Genomic DNA, 17,562 nt, shown 5'->3' with positions numbered 1-17,562 from the left:
TTGGCCATCAAGAGACTTGAGACCTTTGGGCCAGACAAGGCGGCTCCGTGGATCACCACCCGTGGGGATCTGGAGACCGCTCAGGCAAGTATGACTCCAGACGAAGACGGGCCAGCTTGCTTCCTGGCAACGTGGGATACGAAAGCCCATACCCTGATACCTCCTCTAAACTGCTCCACGAACAACACCTGGCTACCTTTGGGAGCTCACCCCCATGCAGGCACCTCCCTTGTCATTGGATTGGAGTGGAGACGGCTGGAGTTGTGATCCTTGGACATGCCCGGAAGTGCCAGGGGGATGTCTGCTTCCTGAACGAGCAGCCAGCCCCGGCTGGAGGCAGTCAGGCCTTCCGGGGCGGTGGCTTGATTTGCAGGAGATGACTGCGGAAGACCGGATGCACGTCCCACCGCGCCGCCCGAGCCTCGTTGACGTGGGCCGGGTCCGTCAGCTCCGGTCTCTCCGAGAAGGTCAGGTGCCGGTAGCCCCTGGGCTGGAGCGGCTCATCGATTCGCGCATTGAGGAAACCCGCCTCGAAGAGGAGCGCGTGGAGTTGCTCCGCGGCATCGTGCGAGTCGGGCCGCAATGACTTGCCACGGACCTGGATGGAGAAGCGGGACGGGAGCTTCGCGAGATGCTGGCGGAGCTCGTCATACCTGAGCTCGAACGAGAGCGTGCAGAAGGACTCCGCGACAGCGAAGAACTGGGGGCAGGCCTTGCCCACCTCGGTCGAGAGATCCTCGAGCCGTGTCTTCGAGAAGCGTGGGAGCGAGCGCGCGACGTCCAACCCCGTGATTCGCGCCTGCGGGCCAGCCTCCGGCTGCGTATCCGCGATGCGGGTCTTGGCCGTTTGCAGCAGGAAGGAGACGAACTGGATGAGGTCCCGCGGGCGCTCGCGCGAGTTGGTCACCAGGAAGGATCTCCAGCCTCGCGTGTGAGCCGGACCAGCCCCGGGGATGTGGACCTCGCTGCCCTCGAAGAAGAGGGCCCAGGGGTCTCGCACCGGCCCCTTGGAGACCTTCTCCGCGGCCTTGACGATCCGGCGCTGGACGATGCGGTCGAGGAGCTCTTCGGAGCCCTTCAGGTGCATGATGCATCCGTGGAAGTGGTCGAGCGTCTCGCGGTTGCCCACCGGGTCCCGCAGCCGGGTCCACACCTCGGAGCGCAGCGTCGCGACGACCGTGATCTGGGGAACCCTGCTGGCCAGGTCCCGCAGCGCGTGCAGCATTCCCCAGATGCGGTTTAGCTCCTTCGGCTCATCGGGCGACGCGACCTGGTCGGTGTCGTCGAAGAGCACGAGCATGACCGACTCGCTTTCCTCCATGTGGCCGGTGATGGAGTTGAGCAACGCGGCATCCGACGTTCCACCGGCCAGATCCTTGGCGAGCTGGGCGAAGTCCACCTGGGTGGTGGGCCTGGCGACGGCCGCCAGGAGCTTGACCCCCCGCTCGATGAAGTCTTCTTCGATGAGGCCCTCCTTCAACGCCTCGTCCCGCAGCTTCTTGTCGGCGTTGCTGAGCAACCCCGCCAGCTGGGTACCGATATGCACGGCCACGGCCCTGACCAGGCACTGGAAGAGCGTGCGCTCGATGGTGGCGAGGTCGTTGTGGCCCTGCAGCGGGCGGAGATCCAGGTTGCTCGGCGTCAGGAACAGGGCGGGGAGCTTCTGGGCGCGCGTGGCGTCATAGAAGCGGTTGAGCATGGCGCTCTTGCCCATCCCCTTCGAGCCCACCAGGATGCGCGGATTGCCCTCCGGCAGGTTCAGCACCTCGGCCATCTGCCCCGGCGGGATGAAGACCTCCTTGAGGATTCGCTTCTCCCCTTCGGCCGTGCCGGAGAAGAAGTAGGGGGCCAGGACGTCGAGCGGCGTTTGAGGCATGACGGGGTCGCCTCCTGCTGACGGACTGCTCAGGGAGGTTCTTCCCAGCCTCATCCGCTTGTAAAGCGGCGCCTCGGCCGAGGGACCGAAACCACACGCTCGCCGAGGTGCTCCGGCCATTCTTGCGGGCAGGCCGGGACAAGGGATGATGGCCAGACAACGCGGGAAGGAAGACATGCGCGGCCTGAGACGAGCACTCGTATTGATACCCCTGGTGGCAAGCCCTGCCCTGGGAGCACAGCCCCAGGGAGCCAAGGCACAGCCTCGCCCGCTGAGCACCGTGCTGTCGGTGGATACCGTGAGCCTGTTGCGCAGCACCTTGCAGCTCGAGGGAGAGCGGGTCCTGACGGAGAAGCTCAGCGTCCAGCTGGGAGTCGGCCTCTCGCTGTCCGCCAGCCGGCTGGGCCGGGAGGTTCCCATCGCCAGCGCCGGAGGCTTCGTCACCCGGCGCGTCGAGCAGGGCAACACCACGGGCACCGTGACCCTGTCGCCGGGCGTCCGCTACTTCCTGTTGGGCAGTGCTCCCGAGGGGCTGTGGACGGGCCTGCAGCTCGGGGGAGGCCTGGGCCGCAGCGTGTTTGACAGCCGGTCGGATGGCGTGGCGGAGCCGTCCCGCATCACGAGCCTGCTGACCCTGGGCGGTGACGCCCTGGTGGGCTACTCGCTGCTGCTCACCCGGGGCTTCATGCTCCAGGCCGCCGTGGGGCTGGGGGCCACGTACACGACCTACGAGGAGTCGTCGACCCTCTCGATAGGGCCGGACAACCAGCCCACCCAGGGACCTCCCTCACGCACGCACCGCTGGGACTTTGGCCCCACCACCCGGCTCGCGCTCGGCTGGGCCTTCTGAGTCCCAGCGGCGTGCATGGCCTCGAGTCCTGGCTACGGTACCGGGCACTCGGGGCTGGCGCTGGGGCAGGAGCCGCAGCCGGTGCCCTCGCAGTACTGACACGCGTCCCGCACGGCCGGAGCGCTGGCCTCCGACTGGTCGTGCACCACCTGCACCTGGCAGGCCGCCGAGGCCTGATTCCCACTCGGGTCCGTCACCGTGAAGTGCACCGTGTACACACGCCCGTTGCCGCGCCCCTGCCGCTCCGAGCGCAGCCGCGCCGCCGACCCGCCTCCCAGCTCGATGTCCCGGCACGTGTGGCCATCGCCCACGGCGTCATCCACCAGCGAGTCATCCTCCACCTCGTCCGACTCGGCCCTGGCGATGACACCCACCGCGTCCACGTCCAGCGGACCGTGACACCTGTCCACCACGCTCTCCACGCAGTGGCTGAGCTTGAAGTCCAGCATCTCGTGGTTGGGCGCCCACAGGCTCACCGGCTCCGGCTTGACGGTGATGATGGGGGCGAGCGTGTCCACCACGCACACCTGGTGCCCGCAGCTGGCGCCCTGGCCAATCGAGTCGCTCGCCGAACACGTGCTCGTATTGCACCCCAGCGAGAAGAAGCTGCCCGAGGGCGGCTGGCACGACACGCTGTAGCCCGGCACTCCGCCCGTGACCGAGGGGGAGAAGCTCGCCACCGCGCCTCCGTCCTGGCACTCCAGCGTCTGCGGAGCCGGGCAGTCGATGTACAGCGGCGGGGGGGGATCTCCTTCGCAGTCCAGTGGGCTCACGGCTGCTGCCAGGACTCCCAACATCACGAATGCTTTCATCTGCGAGTGCCTCCCTGTTTCCTCGCAGCGTAGGCCAAAAGCGGGTCTCGAGAATGGATTTGATGAGGCCGTGAGGACGAGCGGTCCCGCGGCAGGCTCACCCGCGCTCCCCCACCCGCCACTACCGGCGCGAGGCCCGGCGCAACATGAGGCTGCGCAGCGAGCCCATGAACACGCCCACCACCACCGCGAGCAGGAAGATGATGACGATGGTGGTGACGCCGAAGACGAGGCGCACCACGGACTCGCGAATCTCCCCCGCGAAGTACGCATCGCGCAGTGGCTGCATCCACCCCACCAGCTCCAGCGCCCGGGCCGGCAGCGAGTCGAGCGACAGGGACAGCCGCTGCAGGAAGATGGACGGCCACACGCGCCGCGCCCCCTCCACCACGATGCCCACCAGCAGGTAGAGCACGGACAGCAGGAAGGCATTGCCTCCCATGATGCGCATGAGCGGCATGGGCGGCGGCAGCGAGGACTGGGGCTGGGGCTGTTGCACGCTACCGGCCTCCCAACTTCTTCTGGAGCGGCTTGAGGGCCTTCTTCACCCGGGCCGCCTCCGGCGACGCCCCCGCGAGCTTCAGGAACGTCCCATAGGCCTGCACCGCCCGCTCCGTCTCGGCGGGGTTGCGCACCAGCGCGTCCGCCAGCGCCAGCCAGGCCAGTCCATCCACGGGCTCCAGCTCCACCGCGCGGTTGAGCGCCTTCATCGCCGTGGCCTCGTCGCGCTGCTTCAGCGCCACCTGTCCCAGCACCAGGTGGTTGCGTCCGGAGAAGGGCTCCAGCTTCACCGCCTCGTCCGCCGCCGCGCGCGCGTCCTTCGCCGCTCCGGCGGCCAGCAGCACCCGCGCCATGGTCGCCTGGGCGAAGGCCTTGTCCCACGTGGTGGGCGCCTTGTCGGCAATCCCCTGCAGCACCTTCGCCGCGGCCCGTCCGCCCGAGTCATCCACCCAGTGCTCGCCCGAGCGGCCGCACGGCGTGTCCGGCCCCTCGCGCCGCGCCGCCGCGTAGGCCGCGCCCGCGTTGGCCACCAGGCCCTGCCGCAGGAAGGCCCGGGCGATGCCGCAGAAGGTCTCCGGCGACTTGCTGTCCAGCTTGTTGGCGCTCTCCAGGGCGCCGAAGCCCCCCCGCGTGTCTCCCAGCGCGAAGAGGATATCCGAGCGCACGCGATGCGCCTCGGGATCGTTCGCCACCAGCTTCACCGCGCGCCCGGAGGCCGCCTCCGCGTCCTTCGTCTTCCCGGTGTAATAGAGGGCCATCGCGAAGCCCTTGTGGGCCCCCGCGGCTCCCGGGTTGTCCAGCTGCCACTCCTCGAACTGCTTGAGGGCCTCGGGGGTGCGGCCCAGCGCCAGCAGCGCCCGGCCGAGCGCCTCGCGCGCCTCGCCGTGCGAGCCGTTGCGCTCCACCGCCTGCGTCAGCGGCTTCATCGCCAGGTCCGGCAGCCCCCGGGCGATGAGCAGCCGGCCCAGCGCGCACGAGGCCTCGTAGTCCCGCTTGCCCTCGGCCACCGCGGCCTCCAGCAGGGTGCTCGCCTTGTCCAGGGACTTGTCCTGCCAGTGCAGCTGCCCCAGCGCCGTGCGCACCTCGGCCTTGGCCGTCTTCGTCGCCGCGAGCGTCTTCTCCAGCGCCTCCCGGGCCCGGTCGCGCTCGCCCTCGGCGGCGTCGGCCTGCGCCAGGTAGATGATGGCCTCGGCGGGGTAGCGGTCCTCCACGCGCGTGCGGGCCAGCTCCACCCGGGCGCGCTTGAAGTCGCCCAGCTTCGTGTACGCCGCGGCCCGCACCAGCGCCACCTCGGGGCCCTCCCCTTCCACCCGGGAGAGCACCTCGCGCTCACGATCCCGGTCCAGCAGCGCCCGGCCCAGTCCCGCCGCGGCCTCCTCGCTGCTCGGCTTGAGCGTCAGGGCCTGCTCGAAGGCCCGCTGCGCGGCGGCCATGTCCCCGGCCGCGCGGTTCGCCTCGCCGAGCGCCAGGAAGAGCTCGTAGGCCAGCGGGCCCTTCGTGCCCTCGGTCAGCAGCGGCAGCGCCTCGCGGGCCTTGCCCAGGGCCGTCATCAACCGGCCCTGCACCAGCCGCTGGCGCTCGCGCAGGGAGACCGGCAGCGCATCGCCCGTCAGCCCCTGCACGTCCGAGAGGGCCTGCGGCAGCTCCTGGCCGAGCGCCAGGCGGCTCTCCGCGACGCCCAGGCGCGCCACCGGGTGCTCGGGGGCCAGCTTCGTGGCGGCCGTGTACATCTTCAGCGCGTTCACCGCATCGCCCGCGTCCCGGTAGTAGGCGCCGAGCGACACCAGGGCGCGCACGTTGCGCGGCGACAGCTTCAGCGCGCGCTCGAGGCGCTCCAGGGCCTCCTTCTCCTTGCCCTGCTCCAGCAGGACGCTGCCGGCCAGCGCGTGTGCCTCGGAGCTCTCCACCTTCGCGGCCAGCAGGGCCCGGTGGGCGGCGTCGCGGCCCTGCGCATCGGCCACCAGCACGTCCACGAGCGCGGAGCTCACCGGATGCGCGGCGCGCACCCCGGGGCGGCCAATCTCGGCGAGCGCCTGGGCCCGCTCCTCGGCGGAAGCCGTGTCCGCGTACCGCAGGGCGTGCGCATAGGCCGAGAGGGCCCAGGCCCGGCTGTTGTCGTCCTCCAGCCTCACCACGTGGGAGAGCAGCGCGAGCGACTCCTGCCGGGACGTCTCCGTGTCCTGCTCCAGCAGCCGGGAGACGCGATCCAGCGCCGAGGCCAGGGCCTGTCCGCCCTGCTTGGCCCGCACGACGAGGAACACGCCGCACAGCAGCACCAGGACGGCCGCGGCCACCACCACCTTCATCGCGCGGGGCGGGAGGAAGGCGGTCGAGTCCTTCGGAAGGAGCTTGTCGCGCAGCTCGCGCTCGTAGGCCGCCGTGAGGGCCGCCACGTCCTGCACGGGGGGCCGGGCCACCGGAGCAGCGGTGGGCGCGGGCACCACCGGGGCGGCGCCCGTGGCCTCGGGCAGCTCCGCGAGCAATCCACGCCGGGAGCCCGTCGCTCCGGGCTGCGCGGGGGGAACGGAATGCAGCGCCGGGGCCTCGGGCTCCGGCTCCTCGGCGGCGGGCTCGGGCTCCAGCGGCGGTAGGTCCGCGAGCAGTCCCTCGTCGTCCGCGGCGGCCTCGACCGGGGCCGTCTCCAGCGCCTCCGGACTGGCGAGCGCCTCCACCGGGCCGGCCGGCGGCTCCTCGTCGACGGTCAGCGCCTCCTCGGGGACTTCCGGCGGCGCGGCTTCGGCCGACGCGGCCTCGGACGGCGAGCCTCCGTCGATGTCACTGGCCTCCAGCGCCAGCTCGACGGGCGCCTCCTCCGCGGCGGCCTCCACGCCCTCCAGCACCGGCTCGGCGGAAGCCTCCGGGGCCGGCGTGGACGCCGGGGCCTCGGGTGCCGCCACCGTCTCGACGGTCACGGCCTCGGGACTCAGCTCCGGGACAGCGGGAGCCTCGGGGGCCGCCTCGGCTGGCGCGGCGGACTCCTCCGCGGCCGTGGGCTCGAGCGCGTTCAGGTCTCCGAAGGCCGGCGCGGGCCCACCGGCGAGCGCGGCCTGCGCCTGCTCCATCCACCCGCGCACGCGCGCATCATTCGGCTGCAGCGCCAGCGCCTTGCGCAGGATGGGCAGCGCCGAGCGGTACAGGCCCCGCTGCAGCAGCACCTCGGAGATGAGGTTGTAGGCGTGCGGGTTTTCCTTGTCGATCGACACCGCCTGATCGAACTGCGCCATCGCCTCGGCGGGGCGCCCCATCAGGATGAGGGCCTTGCCCCACAGCACCCGCCCCGTCACCGAGTTGGGATGGTGGGAGATGCCCTGCTCGCACACGGCGATGGCGCGGGCGTGCTCGCCCTTGGCGACCAACGCCTTGGCCAGCTCGACGAATACCGATGATGCAGGATCCTGGGCGAGGAGCTGCTCGTAGCGCTCCACCAACGATTTGGCCATGCGGCCCGCGACCATAGCACCGGGGCCTCTTCCGTTTCGCCCCCTCTGGAATGGGTGCTAGCGTCCTCCGGGTGATTCGCCTGCTTGCTGTCCTGCTCGTTTTCGCTCTCAGTGGGGGCTGCGCCCACACCAAGAAGAAGTCCGACCTGGAGACGCTTCGCCCCGTGGTGGAAAGTTTCCACCAGCGCGTGCGCTGGAAGGACTACCGCATCGCCACCCGCTTCATCGTCCCCGAGCGCCGTCAGGATTTCGAGAGGGCCCGCCGCGAGAAGCAGGACGAGCGGGACCTGTCCATCACCGACTACGACATCGAAGAGGTCGAGGTCGTGGAGGAAGGTGAGCGGGCCATCGTCACCAGCCGCATCAAGTGGATGCGCCTGCCCTCGGTGTCCGAGCAGAGCGACACCGTCACCTCCGAGTTCATCTACCGGGACGGCAAGTGGCTGCTGGAGAAGCAGTCCGGGGGCCCCTTCGACGGCGAGCTCCCCTGAAAAAAACCGCCCACCGTCCCGGGGCCGGCCGAGACGGTGGGCGTCGGAGGCTCCCCCATGGAACCTCCTGAGAAAGGTGACGGGGTGAGGGGCACTTCGGGGCCCGCCCTCACCGCGTTTCGTGCCCTGTCCCTAGAGCAATGCGGGTGCCAGGGCCCCGGCCGCCTGCCAGCCACCTGAAATCAAGGGGTTGTACGCCCGCCCCCGGGAAAAGCCCGTACTGGAAAAGCCAGGGGGCCTGACATCGCTGTCAGACCCCCTCGGAAGCCCCGTGGCTCGGGACCCTGACAGCGCCGTCAGGAGAACCCCTTACCCGCCCTGCCCTACTCGCCGATGACGGAGCGGATGGTGTCGCGCATGGAGAAGCGCGGCGTCCACTCCACGTCCTGGCGCCAGCGCGAGCCATCCACGTTGCAGAGGAACTGGATGTGGTCCAGCTCGGGCGGGGGGAAGTTGGCGATCCGGTACTTGAAGAGGAGGCCCAGCAGCGGCCGGGCCACGGGGTGCGGCACGGGGATGGCGCTGTGGCCCAGCTCGCGGTGGATGGCGGACAGGGGCACCTCGCCGGGGCCCACCACGTTGTAGACGCCCTTGGGCTCGGGGCGCAGGGCGGCCTCCACCATGGCGCGCGCCACGTCGTCCACGTGGATGAGCTGCACCATGGGATCGAACCCCGCCAGCACCCAGGGGCGGCGCAGGCGCAGGTAGTTGCTGGGCGCGTTCTTGATGGTGGGCCCCACGATGTGGACGGGCCGGAGGATGACCGTCTGGATGTGGGGGTGCTTCCAGAAGAAGCTGTGCGCGAGCATGTCCACTTCGATGAGATCGCGCACGCCCGAGAAACGGCTGGCCGCCATGAGCGGCGCGTCCTCGGTGAGGAAGTTGGAGTTGTCCGGGCTGGGGCCGTAGACGTTGGCCGAGGAGAGGACCACCACCTTGGGGACGCGGTAGCGGGCGCAGTACTCGAGCAGGCGCGTGGTGCCCACCACGTTGAAGGAGTGGTGCTCCTCCTCGCTCATGCGCGGGTCGTGCATGATGCCCATGTGGATGACCGCGCGGATGTCGTTCTTGCGGAAGACGTCCTCCGCCTTCTTCTTGCGCAGGTCCAGCTGGTGCATCTCGATGTCCTTCGGCCGGCCCACGAAGGGGCGCCGGTCGATGCCGATGATGCGCTCGTGCTTGTGCAGCACCTTGGCGAGGGCGCGGCCGAGGTTGCCGCTGATGCCGGTGATGACGACGGCCGGTCTCTTGGAAGGATCCTGATTCATGGCGAGGGTGCCGGGCGCGTCACCAGAAGACGCCCTGACGCTCCTTGAGTCCCTGGTTGAGCATGCCCTGGATGGCGGTCTTCACGGTACGGACCTTCTTGTCCAGCTCGCTGTCCTCGTCGTCTGCGCGGCCGGTGAAGCGCAAGGGGTCCCCGAAGTAGATGCGGTACTTGGTGGGCAGGGGCAGGGGCATCCCGGTGACGGTGAGTGGGAAGGAGGGGAAGCCGAGCAGCTTCGCCAGGGGCTTCACGTCCACCAGCGCGGGGGACTGCTCCTCGGCGCCCACCACGGCGATGGGGACGATGGGGGTGTCCGTCTCCAGGGCCAGGCGCATGAAGCCCAGGCCGAAATCCTGCAACTGGTAGCGCTGGGGCCACAGCTTGCCCAGGCCGCGCACGCCCTCGGGGAAGACGAGGATGGCCTCGTCGGCCTCCAGCAGGCGGCGGCAGTTCTCCGGCGTGCCGACGATCTGCCCCACCCGAGCCATGAAGGTGGAGACGTAGGGCAGCGAGGGCACCCACTTCTCCACCATGCTGCGGATGGCGCGCGGCGGATCCGCCTCGAGCAGCAGGGACACGCCGATCATCGCCCCGTCCATAGGCAGCTGGCCGGAGTGGTTGGAGATGAGGAGGACGCGGCCCTTGGGGACCTTCTCGATACCGAAGGTCTCCACGCGGTGGTAGTGGCGGTAGAGCCAGAAGAAGGGGGCGAGCGCCGACAGGCTGTAGTCGAGGTTGAAGCCGAACGGATCCACCCCGTACTCATTGCCGGTGCGGGCGAGCGCCTGCAGGCGCTCCTTGCGCTCCGGGCCCACCATGCGCTCCGTCCACTCCCGGAGCTCCTGCTTCACCTTGTCGGAGAGCTGCTCGAGCATGGGGGCGTGTCTACACCATCGTTCCCCATGCTGGGAGGGGAACGAGGCCCGAGTGCGCACCGCGGACCGTCCCGTCCTGCCGTCCCGGCAAGCCGCGGCGCCAATTCCCTGGACACTCGTGCCGGGCCCTTGCCGCGCCGCCTGCCCCCAGCGCTTGTAGGCCGCCCCCGCGCATCCCAGCTTTGCCTTGTCCACCAGAGCAAGGAGGGCCAGGACATGCGGATGCGGCGATGGCTGTGGAGCGCGGGGCTGTTGGCCGCGGTGGGCCTGGGCGCGGGCTGTGCCCATGACGAGGCGAAGCAGGCGCGCCATCGGGGCGAGCAGGTCGGCGAGGCCTTCGCCCAGAAGGTCCGTTTCGCGGATCAGCTCTCCCTGCTCAACCAGGAGCAGATCACCCTGGGCCACCTGGCCCTCCAGAAGTCCAATGAGCCCGAGGTGCGGCGCTTCGCCCGGGAGCTCATCCACGACCACCAGCGCAACCAGGACGACCTGGAGACGCTCGCCGAGACAAAGGCCTTCTCGCTGTCCACCGTGGACCTGTCCACCGTGGACCAGGCCATCGGCGGCGCGGGCACCGAGGGCACTGTCGAGGGCATGAAGAAGGGCATGGAGAAGGGCGAGAAGAAGTACAACAAGCAGTACGACAAACAGGTGCTGAAGTTCCTCGGGAAGCGGGACGCGCTGTCGGCCCTGAGCGGCCGCGAGTTCGACGAGGCCTTCCTCGAGCAGGTGAGGGACGACCAGGACCGGGCCAGGGAGCTCGTCGACGAGGGCCTGGACGAGTACCGGGACGACACGACGCTGGCCATGTTCCTCAGCAGGACCGCGCCCCTCCTCAGCACCCACCAGCAGCGGGCCGAGACGCTCAAGGGCTACCTCGGGGACTGAGCGGCGGCTCAGGTGTAGACATCTACACCTGGATATGTAGGTCAAAACCCCACCCCAGGTGTAGACGTCTACACCTGGACCGGGCCGGCGCCCGTTTTCTGGCGTGCACCGCGCGCGCGTCTTTCCGCGTCAGTGCCCCGGTGAGTGTGCACCTCAGCGCACCTGGGACTTCGGCTCGATGACCGGCTTGAGCAGACCCCGCTCCTCCAGCAGTTGTTGCACGCGCCGCGCGAGCGCCACATGCACGGGGTTGCTCGGGGTGAGCCGCTCCGGCGTCAGGATGACGAGCGTGCCCTTGTCACCCACCGACTCCACCCGGACAGGGTCGGGCAGCGCTGGCACCTCTCCACGCTCGCGCGAGAAGTACGTCATCCACCCCACGAAGCAGCCGAGCCGACTGCCGTTGGAGAGCTGGTCCCACAGCCCCTGCGCCGTCGCAAGGGCCCACTCCGGCTCCCACGCCACGGCCATGGCGCGCATGACGCCGGTGAGCACAGGTGCACTCAGCATGCGCTCGTGGCCCAGCGCCTCCTTGGGGAAGAAGAGGCGCAGGTAGTTGGGCGCAACCTCCGCCTTCGACCCACACCAGAACATGACCATGCCGCCCTGGTCCTGCGCCTCGTGCCCCGTCCAGGCGCCGAAGTTGAAACCATCATCCCAGTTCCGGGAGTCCTTACGTCCGAAGAACTTCACGAAGGTCTCCTGCGTGGGCTTGAACTCGAGCCGCGGCGACTTCCGGCCGGAATCACTCTTCTCATACCAGCGGGCGTAGCTCGGGTGGCTCTCGGCCATGAGCCGGAAGAACGTCTCCGCGCGCCGGGCGCACTCCTCGGCCGACTCTGGCCGGCGTCCCCAGTAGGCTCCAGCTTTATAGATTTCACTCATACGTCGTGCCCATCAATGCACTGGTTGGGTGTACACGATGTCTAATGACTGAAGACCTACGTCATCGAACGCCTTCCTGAGAATGGCCACCATCCGCGGCTCCGCGACGTGCCAGCGCAACGGCAGCCCACCTGCCAACTGCAACTGCCGCCGGGCCTGGCGAACCAGTTTATCCAGCCCCTTGTACCCCCATCGGGCCTCGAGTTCCTCGTCGAACCACTTGTCGTACTCGCGCGCCTTGGCTTCCAGCAGGGTGCCCGTCTTCGGCTCGTAGCCGTCGTACTCCACGCACGTCCCATCCCGGCAGATCTTGTAGCACCAGCCCTTGGGAGCGCCCGTCACCTGGGCCTGGTAGTCCCGGGCCTGCTCGGACATGGCCGAGGTGTCCTCCACCCACTGCCCGGGACCGCCTACCGGAGGCCAGCCCCCACCCCCCGAGCCCTGCGCGCCCGTGTTGGCCATGTGCAGCACGTAGGTGGCCCCCAGTGCCGGTGACGCCGCCGTGGCCACACTGCCCACCGGCACGGCCACCAGACGCACCGCCAGCAGGCCATCGCCCGTGACGGACAGCAGGGGCACGGAGAGGCGCCCCAGCCTGCCACCCCAGTCCATCACCTTCGCGGTGCCCGCCCCGGCCGTGCCCACCGTCAGCACCGCGCCCGTGGCCAGCCGCGACACGGTCCGCACCCGCTCCGCATAGGGCTTGTGGCGGAACTCCTCCCACAGGTGCGGCGCGTTCTCGTACATGGCGCGCACGGCCCCGGGCAGCTGCGTCAGCCCTTCCAGCGTCTCCCCCGTGTGGAAGATGAGCCGGTAGAGGCCCTCCACCATGTCCACCACGGCCCTCGCGGCGCCCTCGGCCACCGCGAGCCCGGCGTTGTCGTCCGGCGCGTAGATGCCCGCCGGCCCGGCGCCTCGAGGCACCGCGAGCGTCTGGTCCACCGGGAAGAGGCGCCCGCCGTCAATGGCGTAGAAGGGGCCCACCTCGAAGCGCCCCGCGCGCAGGGTGCCGTCCTCGGCCAGCACCACCTCGCCCGCCTTCTGCACGGCCTCGCCCGTGCCGGGCTTCACCAGGTAGCCGTCCGGGCGCAGCACCAGCAGCCGCCAGAAGCGCCGCATGCGCGCGTGCAGATCCTCGCGCGTCACCACCTGCCCGCCCGTGGCCACCTCCAGCAGCAAGTGCACCGCCATGCGCCGCAACCCGAAGTTGCCCAACGTCACCGGCGTGGACAGCAGGTAGGGCAGCAGCTCCATCGCCCGCGGTGGGCTCAGCGTGCGCCCGTCACCCGGCAGCGCGGTGACGGGAACTCCCGCCCGCACGAGGAAGCCCTGGAAGTAGTCCACACTGAAGGGCACTTTGTAGGAGCGGCCGTCGCCCACCCCATCCGGCCCGCCCACGCCCTCCCCTTCCCAGTCCTCCGCCTCGTCCCCCGCGCCAGCCCCCCTGGCCTCGAGCCGGGTCCGCGCACGGGCCTGGAGACCCTCCACCCCCTGTCCCCGATTGACGCCCGGGTCGTCGAACCCCTCCTCCCCGGCCCCGGCGGGCACCCGGCCCTCGCTGGCGGCGTCCACCCCCGTGGCGGCCACCAGCCAGGCCCCACCCGGGTGCTCCCCTTCTCGTGAGCTTCGTGCTTCTGGCGGAGCCCTGCCCCGGTGTCGAGCGGCGCCCGCCCGTGTGCCCCCCATGGGGTAGCCGGTCGCGCATGCCGCCTGCACTCCGAGCAGCACCAGCGCCAACACCCCCGCGCCCCACCGGGGGCAGCCGCGCGAAATCCTCGGAGCCTCGAACCGCCTGCCGCCGCCCTCCGCCGCTCCAGGATTCTGGAACTCCTTCGTCATGACCGGGGCCTTTCTCCAGGCTCAACCTCCCTGAAAGATAGGCCACTGGTCTCACAACCCTATGGGGGGGGGCTTCGGGCACTCTCCTGACGCCCCCCTCCTGGTGGCTCAGCTCCCCACGCCAAGGGCCGGAGCGCCCACGGCCCCGTGAAACCCAGCGCTACCGACGACATGGGTTTGTTGCATGACCGGCTCCAGCGGCCGGGTGTCGGGGACCCGCCGCCTGGGGTTAACAGGTGGAGGCCCGATGTAACCTGGAGAGCGCAGCACTACTCGGCGCGAACAGCCTTGTCAGGCTGACTGACGTCCCTCCCCGCCCGGTGACTTCACTTCACGCGGTGGCGTGCTTCTGCGGCATCGCGAGGGTGGGCTCGGCGTCCATGCCATCCTGGATGGCCCGCTTCGCTCGCGCGGCGCGCTCCACTTCATCCACGCCGCACTCGGCGAAGGGCCTCTTCACCACCGACTCGTCATCCTGCGGCACGTCGATGAGCATGGGGCCCGGATCCGCGAGCGCGGTTATGTTTCGTGGACTTACGGACGGCGCGGGTTTTGGACGGGTTCACGCGTTGGGCATACCGTCCAAGAATCAGGCGGCTCAGGTGTAGACATCTACACCTGGACATGTAGGCCAAAGCCCTACCCCAGGTGTAGACGTCTACACCTGGACCGGGTCGGCGCCCGTTTTCTGGCGTGCACCGCGCGCGCGTCTTTCCCCTGGAGGATGAGCGGGCCGTAGTGGAGAGCCGCTACTCCACCTCCCCACGTTCAGGCTATGACTGTCCCATTGGCAACAGTCACTCCCGGGGAGGCACGCACATGAGCGAGGAGGGCCCACGGGCGAAAGGGGACTCGGGCACCGGTAGCCCGGAGGCGGACGCCACGGTGGTGCGCTCCCAAGCCGCCCCGCCGGCGCAGACGCTCCTGTACGCGGCGGATGCGCTGGGAGAGGCCGCTACCCAGGTGCGCAGCTTCGCCACGCCGCTGTTCGCCCGGGAAGGGGCCGCTTCCGAGCCCCGGCGGAGCGGACCCGTCTCCACGGCGCCGGGCCACACGCTGGCCGAGCGCTACACCGTGCTCAACCGGCTCGGCCAGGGCGGCATGGGCGAGGTGGTGGCCGCCTATGACTCGCGGCTGGACCGGCGCGTGGCCCTCAAGCTGCTGCGCCGGGATTGGGACCCGGGCCTGTCCCAGCACGACCTGGAGACGCGCATGCTGCGCGAGGCCCAGGCCATGGCGCGCCTCTCGCACCCCAACGTGGTGGCCATCTACGACGTGGGCACCCTCGAGGACGGCGCCATCTTCATCGCCATGGAGATGGTGGAGGGGCAGACGCTGCGGCGCTGGAGCGAGCAAGCCCCGCGCACCTGGCGGGAGACGTTGGACGTGTACCTGGAGGCGGGGCGCGGGCTGGCCGCCGCGCACGAGGCGGGCCTCGTCCACCGGGACTTCAAGCCCGAGAACGTCCTGGTGGGCAAGGACGGGCGGGTGCGGGTGACGGACTTCGGGCTGGCGCGCGCCGGCTCCACCCCGGAAGCCCCCTCGAACACGCCCCTGCCCCTGCCGCCGGGCGCCCTGGACAGCCCCCTCACCCTGCAAGGCACGCTGCTGGGCACGCCCCGCTACATGGCGCCCGAGCTGCTACGGGCCGGGCCGGCCGATGCGCGCAGCGATCTGTTCGCCTTCTGCGTGGCCCTCTACGAGGCCCTCTACCGGCAACACCCCTTCTCCGGCGCCAACCAGGCCGAGTCCACCCAGGCCCAGCTCGAGGGCCGGGTGAAGCCCCCTCCCGCCACCTCGGACGTGCCCGCCTGGGTGGAGCGCACGCTCGTGCAGGGGCTGCGGGCGGACCCCGCCCAGCGCCCCGCGTCCATGCAGCAGCTGGTGATGGCGCTGGAGGTGGACCTCGATGCGCGGCGGCGGACGCGGCGGCGCAAGGTGGCGCTGATGGCCCTGGTGACGGGCCTGGCGGGACTGACGCTGTGGAGCGCGCTGCTGCATACGGAGCAGGAGCCGGGGTGCGCCAGCATGGAGCGCAGGCTCACCGGCACGTGGGACGAGACGGTGAAGGCGCGGATGAAGCGGGCCTTCCTGGGCACCCGGTTGCCGTATGCGCAGGACACCTTCACGCGCACGTCCTCGCTGCTCGACGGCTACGCGGGCACCTGGGTGCGGATGCGGACCGAGGCCTGCGAGGCCATGCGAGTGCCCTCGCCCGGGAAGCTCGACGTGCTGAAGGTGGACTGCCTGGAGCGGCGCCGCAGCCAGCTGAGGGAGCTGACGGAGTTGTTCGCCCGCGGCTCCGACCGGGACAACCTGTCCAAGGCCGTGCAGGTGGTGCAGTCGCTGCCGGCGCTGAGCACCTGCGTGGATGCCAAGGCGCTGACGGCCACGGTGCCGCTGCCGGAGGACCCGGCGGTGCGCGCCACGGTGGAGACGCTGCTGCCGCAGGTGGACCGGCTGGCGACGCTGCGCATGGCGGGCCGGTACCGGGAGGCGCTGGCACCCGGCGAGGCGCTGCTGCCGCGGGTGGAGCAGGTGGGCTACGGGCCGCTCGTGGCGCAGACCCTGTACGAGGTCGCCTCGATGAAGGACCAGGACGGGGAGTACGCCGACGCCGAGGCCCTGGCGCGGCGGGCCATCGCCGTGGCCGCGAAGAGCAAGGATCTGGTGATGGTCGCCAAGGCCTGGACGCTGCTCTTCCGGGAGGTGGGGTGGAGGCAGGCGCGCTACCAGGAGGCCCAGGGGCTGACGCTGGCCATGGAGTCGGCCGTGGAGGTCGCGGATGACGACGAGACGCGCGCGGACTCGCTCAACGACCAGGCCATCGCCTTCCAGGAGATGGGCCGCTACGACGAGGCCCGGTCCCGGTACGAGCGCGTGCTGGAGCTCCGCAAGAAGGTGCTGGGCCCCGAGCACCCGAAGGTGATCTCCGCGTACAACAACCTGGGCGTCGCGCTCGGGGCGCTGGGGAAGTACGAGGAGGCGCGGGCCGCGTACGAGCAGGCGCTGACCCTCCGGCGCAAGACGCTGGGGCCGGACAACCCGCTCGTCGCCAACTCCTACAGCAACCTGGGCACGGCGCTCGGGCAGCTGGGCAAGCACGACGAGGCCCGGGATCTGTACGAGCACGCGCTGGCCATCCGCAAGAATGCCCTGGGGCTGGAGCATCCCGACGTGGCCATCTCGCGCAACAACCTGGCCGTCGCACTCGATGCCCTGGGCCGGCACGAGGAAGCGCTGCGGGAGCTCGAGAGCGCACTGGCCCTCCGGGAGAAGGTGCTGAAGCCGGACCATCCCGACATCGCCAACACCCTCAACAACATGGGCAGCGCGCTCCGGGGGCTGGGCCGGTACGAGGAGGCGCGGCGGCGCCTCGAGCGCGCGCTGGCCCTGCGCGAGAAGGTGCTGGGAGCGGACCATCCCGACGTGGCCAGCACGCTCAACGACCTGGGCGAGGTGCTGCGGCTCATGAAGAAGCACCCGGAGGCCCGGGCGCAGCACGTGCGCGCGCTGGCCATCCAGCAGAAGGCCCTGGAGGCCGGGCACCCGGACATCGCCGTGTCGCTCAACGGCCTGGGCAACGTGCTCCGGGAGCTGGGGAAGCACGAGGAGGCGCGGGCGATGCACGAGCGGGCGCTGGCCCTGCGAGAGAAGGCGCTCGGGCCCGGGCATCCCCTGGTGGCGGAGTCTCGTGACACCCTGGCCCGGACGTTGGAGCGAACGCGCCCGGGAGGCACCCGGAAGAAGAGCGAGCGGACGACCGTGGCGGAACCCATCCCCTGAGCGCGGGGCCCCCTGGACATATGCGCTGAGAACCGCGCCCATTTCCCCTCGC

13 protein-coding genes are annotated in these 17,562 nt (G+C 70.3%); 4 read left to right on the top strand and 9 right to left on the bottom strand.

Features of this window, described 5'->3' with window-relative positions; all coding sequences use genetic code 11:
- Positions 1-340: 340 nt before the first annotated feature.
- Positions 341-1,876, bottom strand: coding sequence for a P-loop ATPase, Sll1717 family (locus NR798_RS12925; RefSeq protein ID WP_375771761.1), 1,536 nt, complete (start codon positions 1,874-1,876; stop codon positions 341-343).
- 214 nt (positions 1,877-2,090) lie between these two features.
- Here NR798_RS12925 and NR798_RS12920 point away from each other — a divergent pair, with 214 nt between their 5' ends.
- The gene (locus tag NR798_RS12920; RefSeq protein ID WP_375771760.1) at positions 2,091-2,726 is read left to right on the top strand and encodes a hypothetical protein; all 636 of its coding nucleotides are present in this window, start codon (positions 2,091-2,093) and stop codon (positions 2,724-2,726) included.
- Between the two features lie 32 nt (positions 2,727-2,758).
- Here the strand turns inward: NR798_RS12920 and NR798_RS12915 are convergent, their stop codons facing one another.
- The 3 genes from NR798_RS12915 to NR798_RS12905 form a co-directional block, all read right to left on the bottom strand.
- On the bottom strand, positions 2,759-3,499 hold the full coding sequence (locus NR798_RS12915) for a hypothetical protein (protein ID WP_375771759.1): 741 nt from the start codon (positions 3,497-3,499) through the stop codon (positions 2,759-2,761).
- A 160-nt stretch (positions 3,500-3,659) separates the two neighbouring features.
- A complete protein-coding gene (locus NR798_RS12910) occupies positions 3,660-3,980 on the bottom strand; it encodes a hypothetical protein (protein ID WP_375773757.1) in 321 nt (106 codons plus the stop codon).
- A 58-nt stretch (positions 3,981-4,038) separates the two neighbouring features.
- Positions 4,039-7,479: a tetratricopeptide repeat protein gene (locus tag NR798_RS12905; protein WP_375771758.1), complete on the bottom strand. Its 3,441-nt coding sequence runs from the start codon at positions 7,477-7,479 to the stop codon at positions 4,039-4,041.
- A 164-nt stretch (positions 7,480-7,643) separates the two neighbouring features.
- Here NR798_RS12905 and NR798_RS12900 point away from each other — a divergent pair, with 164 nt between their 5' ends.
- Positions 7,644-7,970 (top strand): hypothetical protein, encoded by a 327-nt coding sequence (locus tag NR798_RS12900; protein WP_375771757.1) that lies wholly within the window; start codon positions 7,644-7,646, stop codon positions 7,968-7,970.
- 323 nt (positions 7,971-8,293) lie between these two features.
- Here NR798_RS12900 and NR798_RS12895 read toward each other — a convergent pair whose 3' ends face one another.
- Both NR798_RS12895 and NR798_RS12890 read right to left on the bottom strand, forming a co-directional pair.
- Positions 8,294-9,238, bottom strand: coding sequence for an SDR family oxidoreductase (locus NR798_RS12895; protein WP_375771756.1), 945 nt, complete (start codon positions 9,236-9,238; stop codon positions 8,294-8,296).
- A 19-nt stretch (positions 9,239-9,257) separates the two neighbouring features.
- Positions 9,258-10,112: a lysophospholipid acyltransferase family protein gene (locus tag NR798_RS12890; protein ID WP_375771755.1), complete on the bottom strand. Its 855-nt coding sequence runs from the start codon at positions 10,110-10,112 to the stop codon at positions 9,258-9,260.
- A 216-nt stretch (positions 10,113-10,328) separates the two neighbouring features.
- Between NR798_RS12890 and NR798_RS12885 the strand changes: the two genes are divergently transcribed.
- Positions 10,329-11,000 (top strand): DUF4142 domain-containing protein, encoded by a 672-nt coding sequence (locus NR798_RS12885; RefSeq protein WP_375771754.1) that lies wholly within the window; start codon positions 10,329-10,331, stop codon positions 10,998-11,000.
- Positions 11,001-11,153: 153 nt separating this feature from the next.
- Here NR798_RS12885 and NR798_RS12880 read toward each other — a convergent pair whose 3' ends face one another.
- From NR798_RS12880 to NR798_RS12870, 3 genes are all read right to left on the bottom strand, one after another.
- A complete protein-coding gene (locus tag NR798_RS12880; RefSeq protein WP_375771753.1) occupies positions 11,154-11,885 on the bottom strand; it encodes an immunity 52 family protein in 732 nt (243 codons plus the stop codon).
- 12 nt (positions 11,886-11,897) lie between these two features.
- Complete coding sequence (locus NR798_RS12875) at positions 11,898-13,457, bottom strand: Tox-REase-5 domain-containing protein (RefSeq protein ID WP_375771752.1); 1,560 nt, start codon at positions 13,455-13,457, stop codon at positions 11,898-11,900.
- 598 nt (positions 13,458-14,055) lie between these two features.
- Positions 14,056-14,220 carry a hypothetical protein gene (locus tag NR798_RS12870; protein WP_375771751.1) on the bottom strand — a complete coding sequence of 55 codons (165 nt, stop codon included), beginning with the start codon at positions 14,218-14,220 and terminating at the stop codon, positions 14,056-14,058.
- A gap of 323 nt (positions 14,221-14,543) precedes the next feature.
- Here NR798_RS12870 and NR798_RS12865 point away from each other — a divergent pair, with 323 nt between their 5' ends.
- Positions 14,544-17,510 carry a tetratricopeptide repeat protein gene (locus NR798_RS12865; protein WP_375771750.1) on the top strand — a complete coding sequence of 989 codons (2,967 nt, stop codon included), beginning with the start codon at positions 14,544-14,546 and terminating at the stop codon, positions 17,508-17,510.
- Positions 17,511-17,562 lie beyond the last annotated feature (52 nt).

It is taken from the genome of Archangium gephyra, assembly GCF_042230915.1.
Classification (GTDB): Bacteria; Myxococcota; Myxococcia; order Myxococcales; family Myxococcaceae; genus Archangium; species Archangium gephyra_B.
Note: the sequence above shows the minus strand (reverse complement) of the source record. Positions and strands in the feature narration are given on the sequence as shown.

Bases quoted from the DNA above. Each gene is read 5' to 3' on its own strand.
- NR798_RS12890 (WP_375771755.1), bottom strand. From the start codon at position 10,112: ATGCTCGAGCAGCTCTCCGACAAGGTGAAGCAGGAGCTCCGGGAGTGG.
- NR798_RS12910 (WP_375773757.1), bottom strand. From the start codon at position 3,980: ATGGGAGGCAATGCCTTCCTGCTGTCCGTGCTCTACCTGCTGGTGGGC.
- NR798_RS12905 (WP_375771758.1), bottom strand. From the start codon at position 7,479: ATGGCCAAATCGTTGGTGGAGCGCTACGAGCAGCTCCTCGCCCAGGAT.
- NR798_RS12925 (WP_375771761.1), bottom strand. From the start codon at position 1,876: ATGCCTCAAACGCCGCTCGACGTCCTGGCCCCCTACTTCTTCTCCGGC.
- NR798_RS12870 (WP_375771751.1), bottom strand. From the start codon at position 14,220: ATGCTCATCGACGTGCCGCAGGATGACGAGTCGGTGGTGAAGAGGCCC.
- NR798_RS12895 (WP_375771756.1), bottom strand. From the start codon at position 9,238: ATGAATCAGGATCCTTCCAAGAGACCGGCCGTCGTCATCACCGGCATC.
- NR798_RS12880 (WP_375771753.1), bottom strand. From the start codon at position 11,885: ATGAGTGAAATCTATAAAGCTGGAGCCTACTGGGGACGCCGGCCAGAG.
- NR798_RS12885 (WP_375771754.1), top strand. From the start codon at position 10,329: ATGCGGATGCGGCGATGGCTGTGGAGCGCGGGGCTGTTGGCCGCGGTG.
- NR798_RS12865 (WP_375771750.1), top strand. From the start codon at position 14,544: ATGAGCGAGGAGGGCCCACGGGCGAAAGGGGACTCGGGCACCGGTAGC.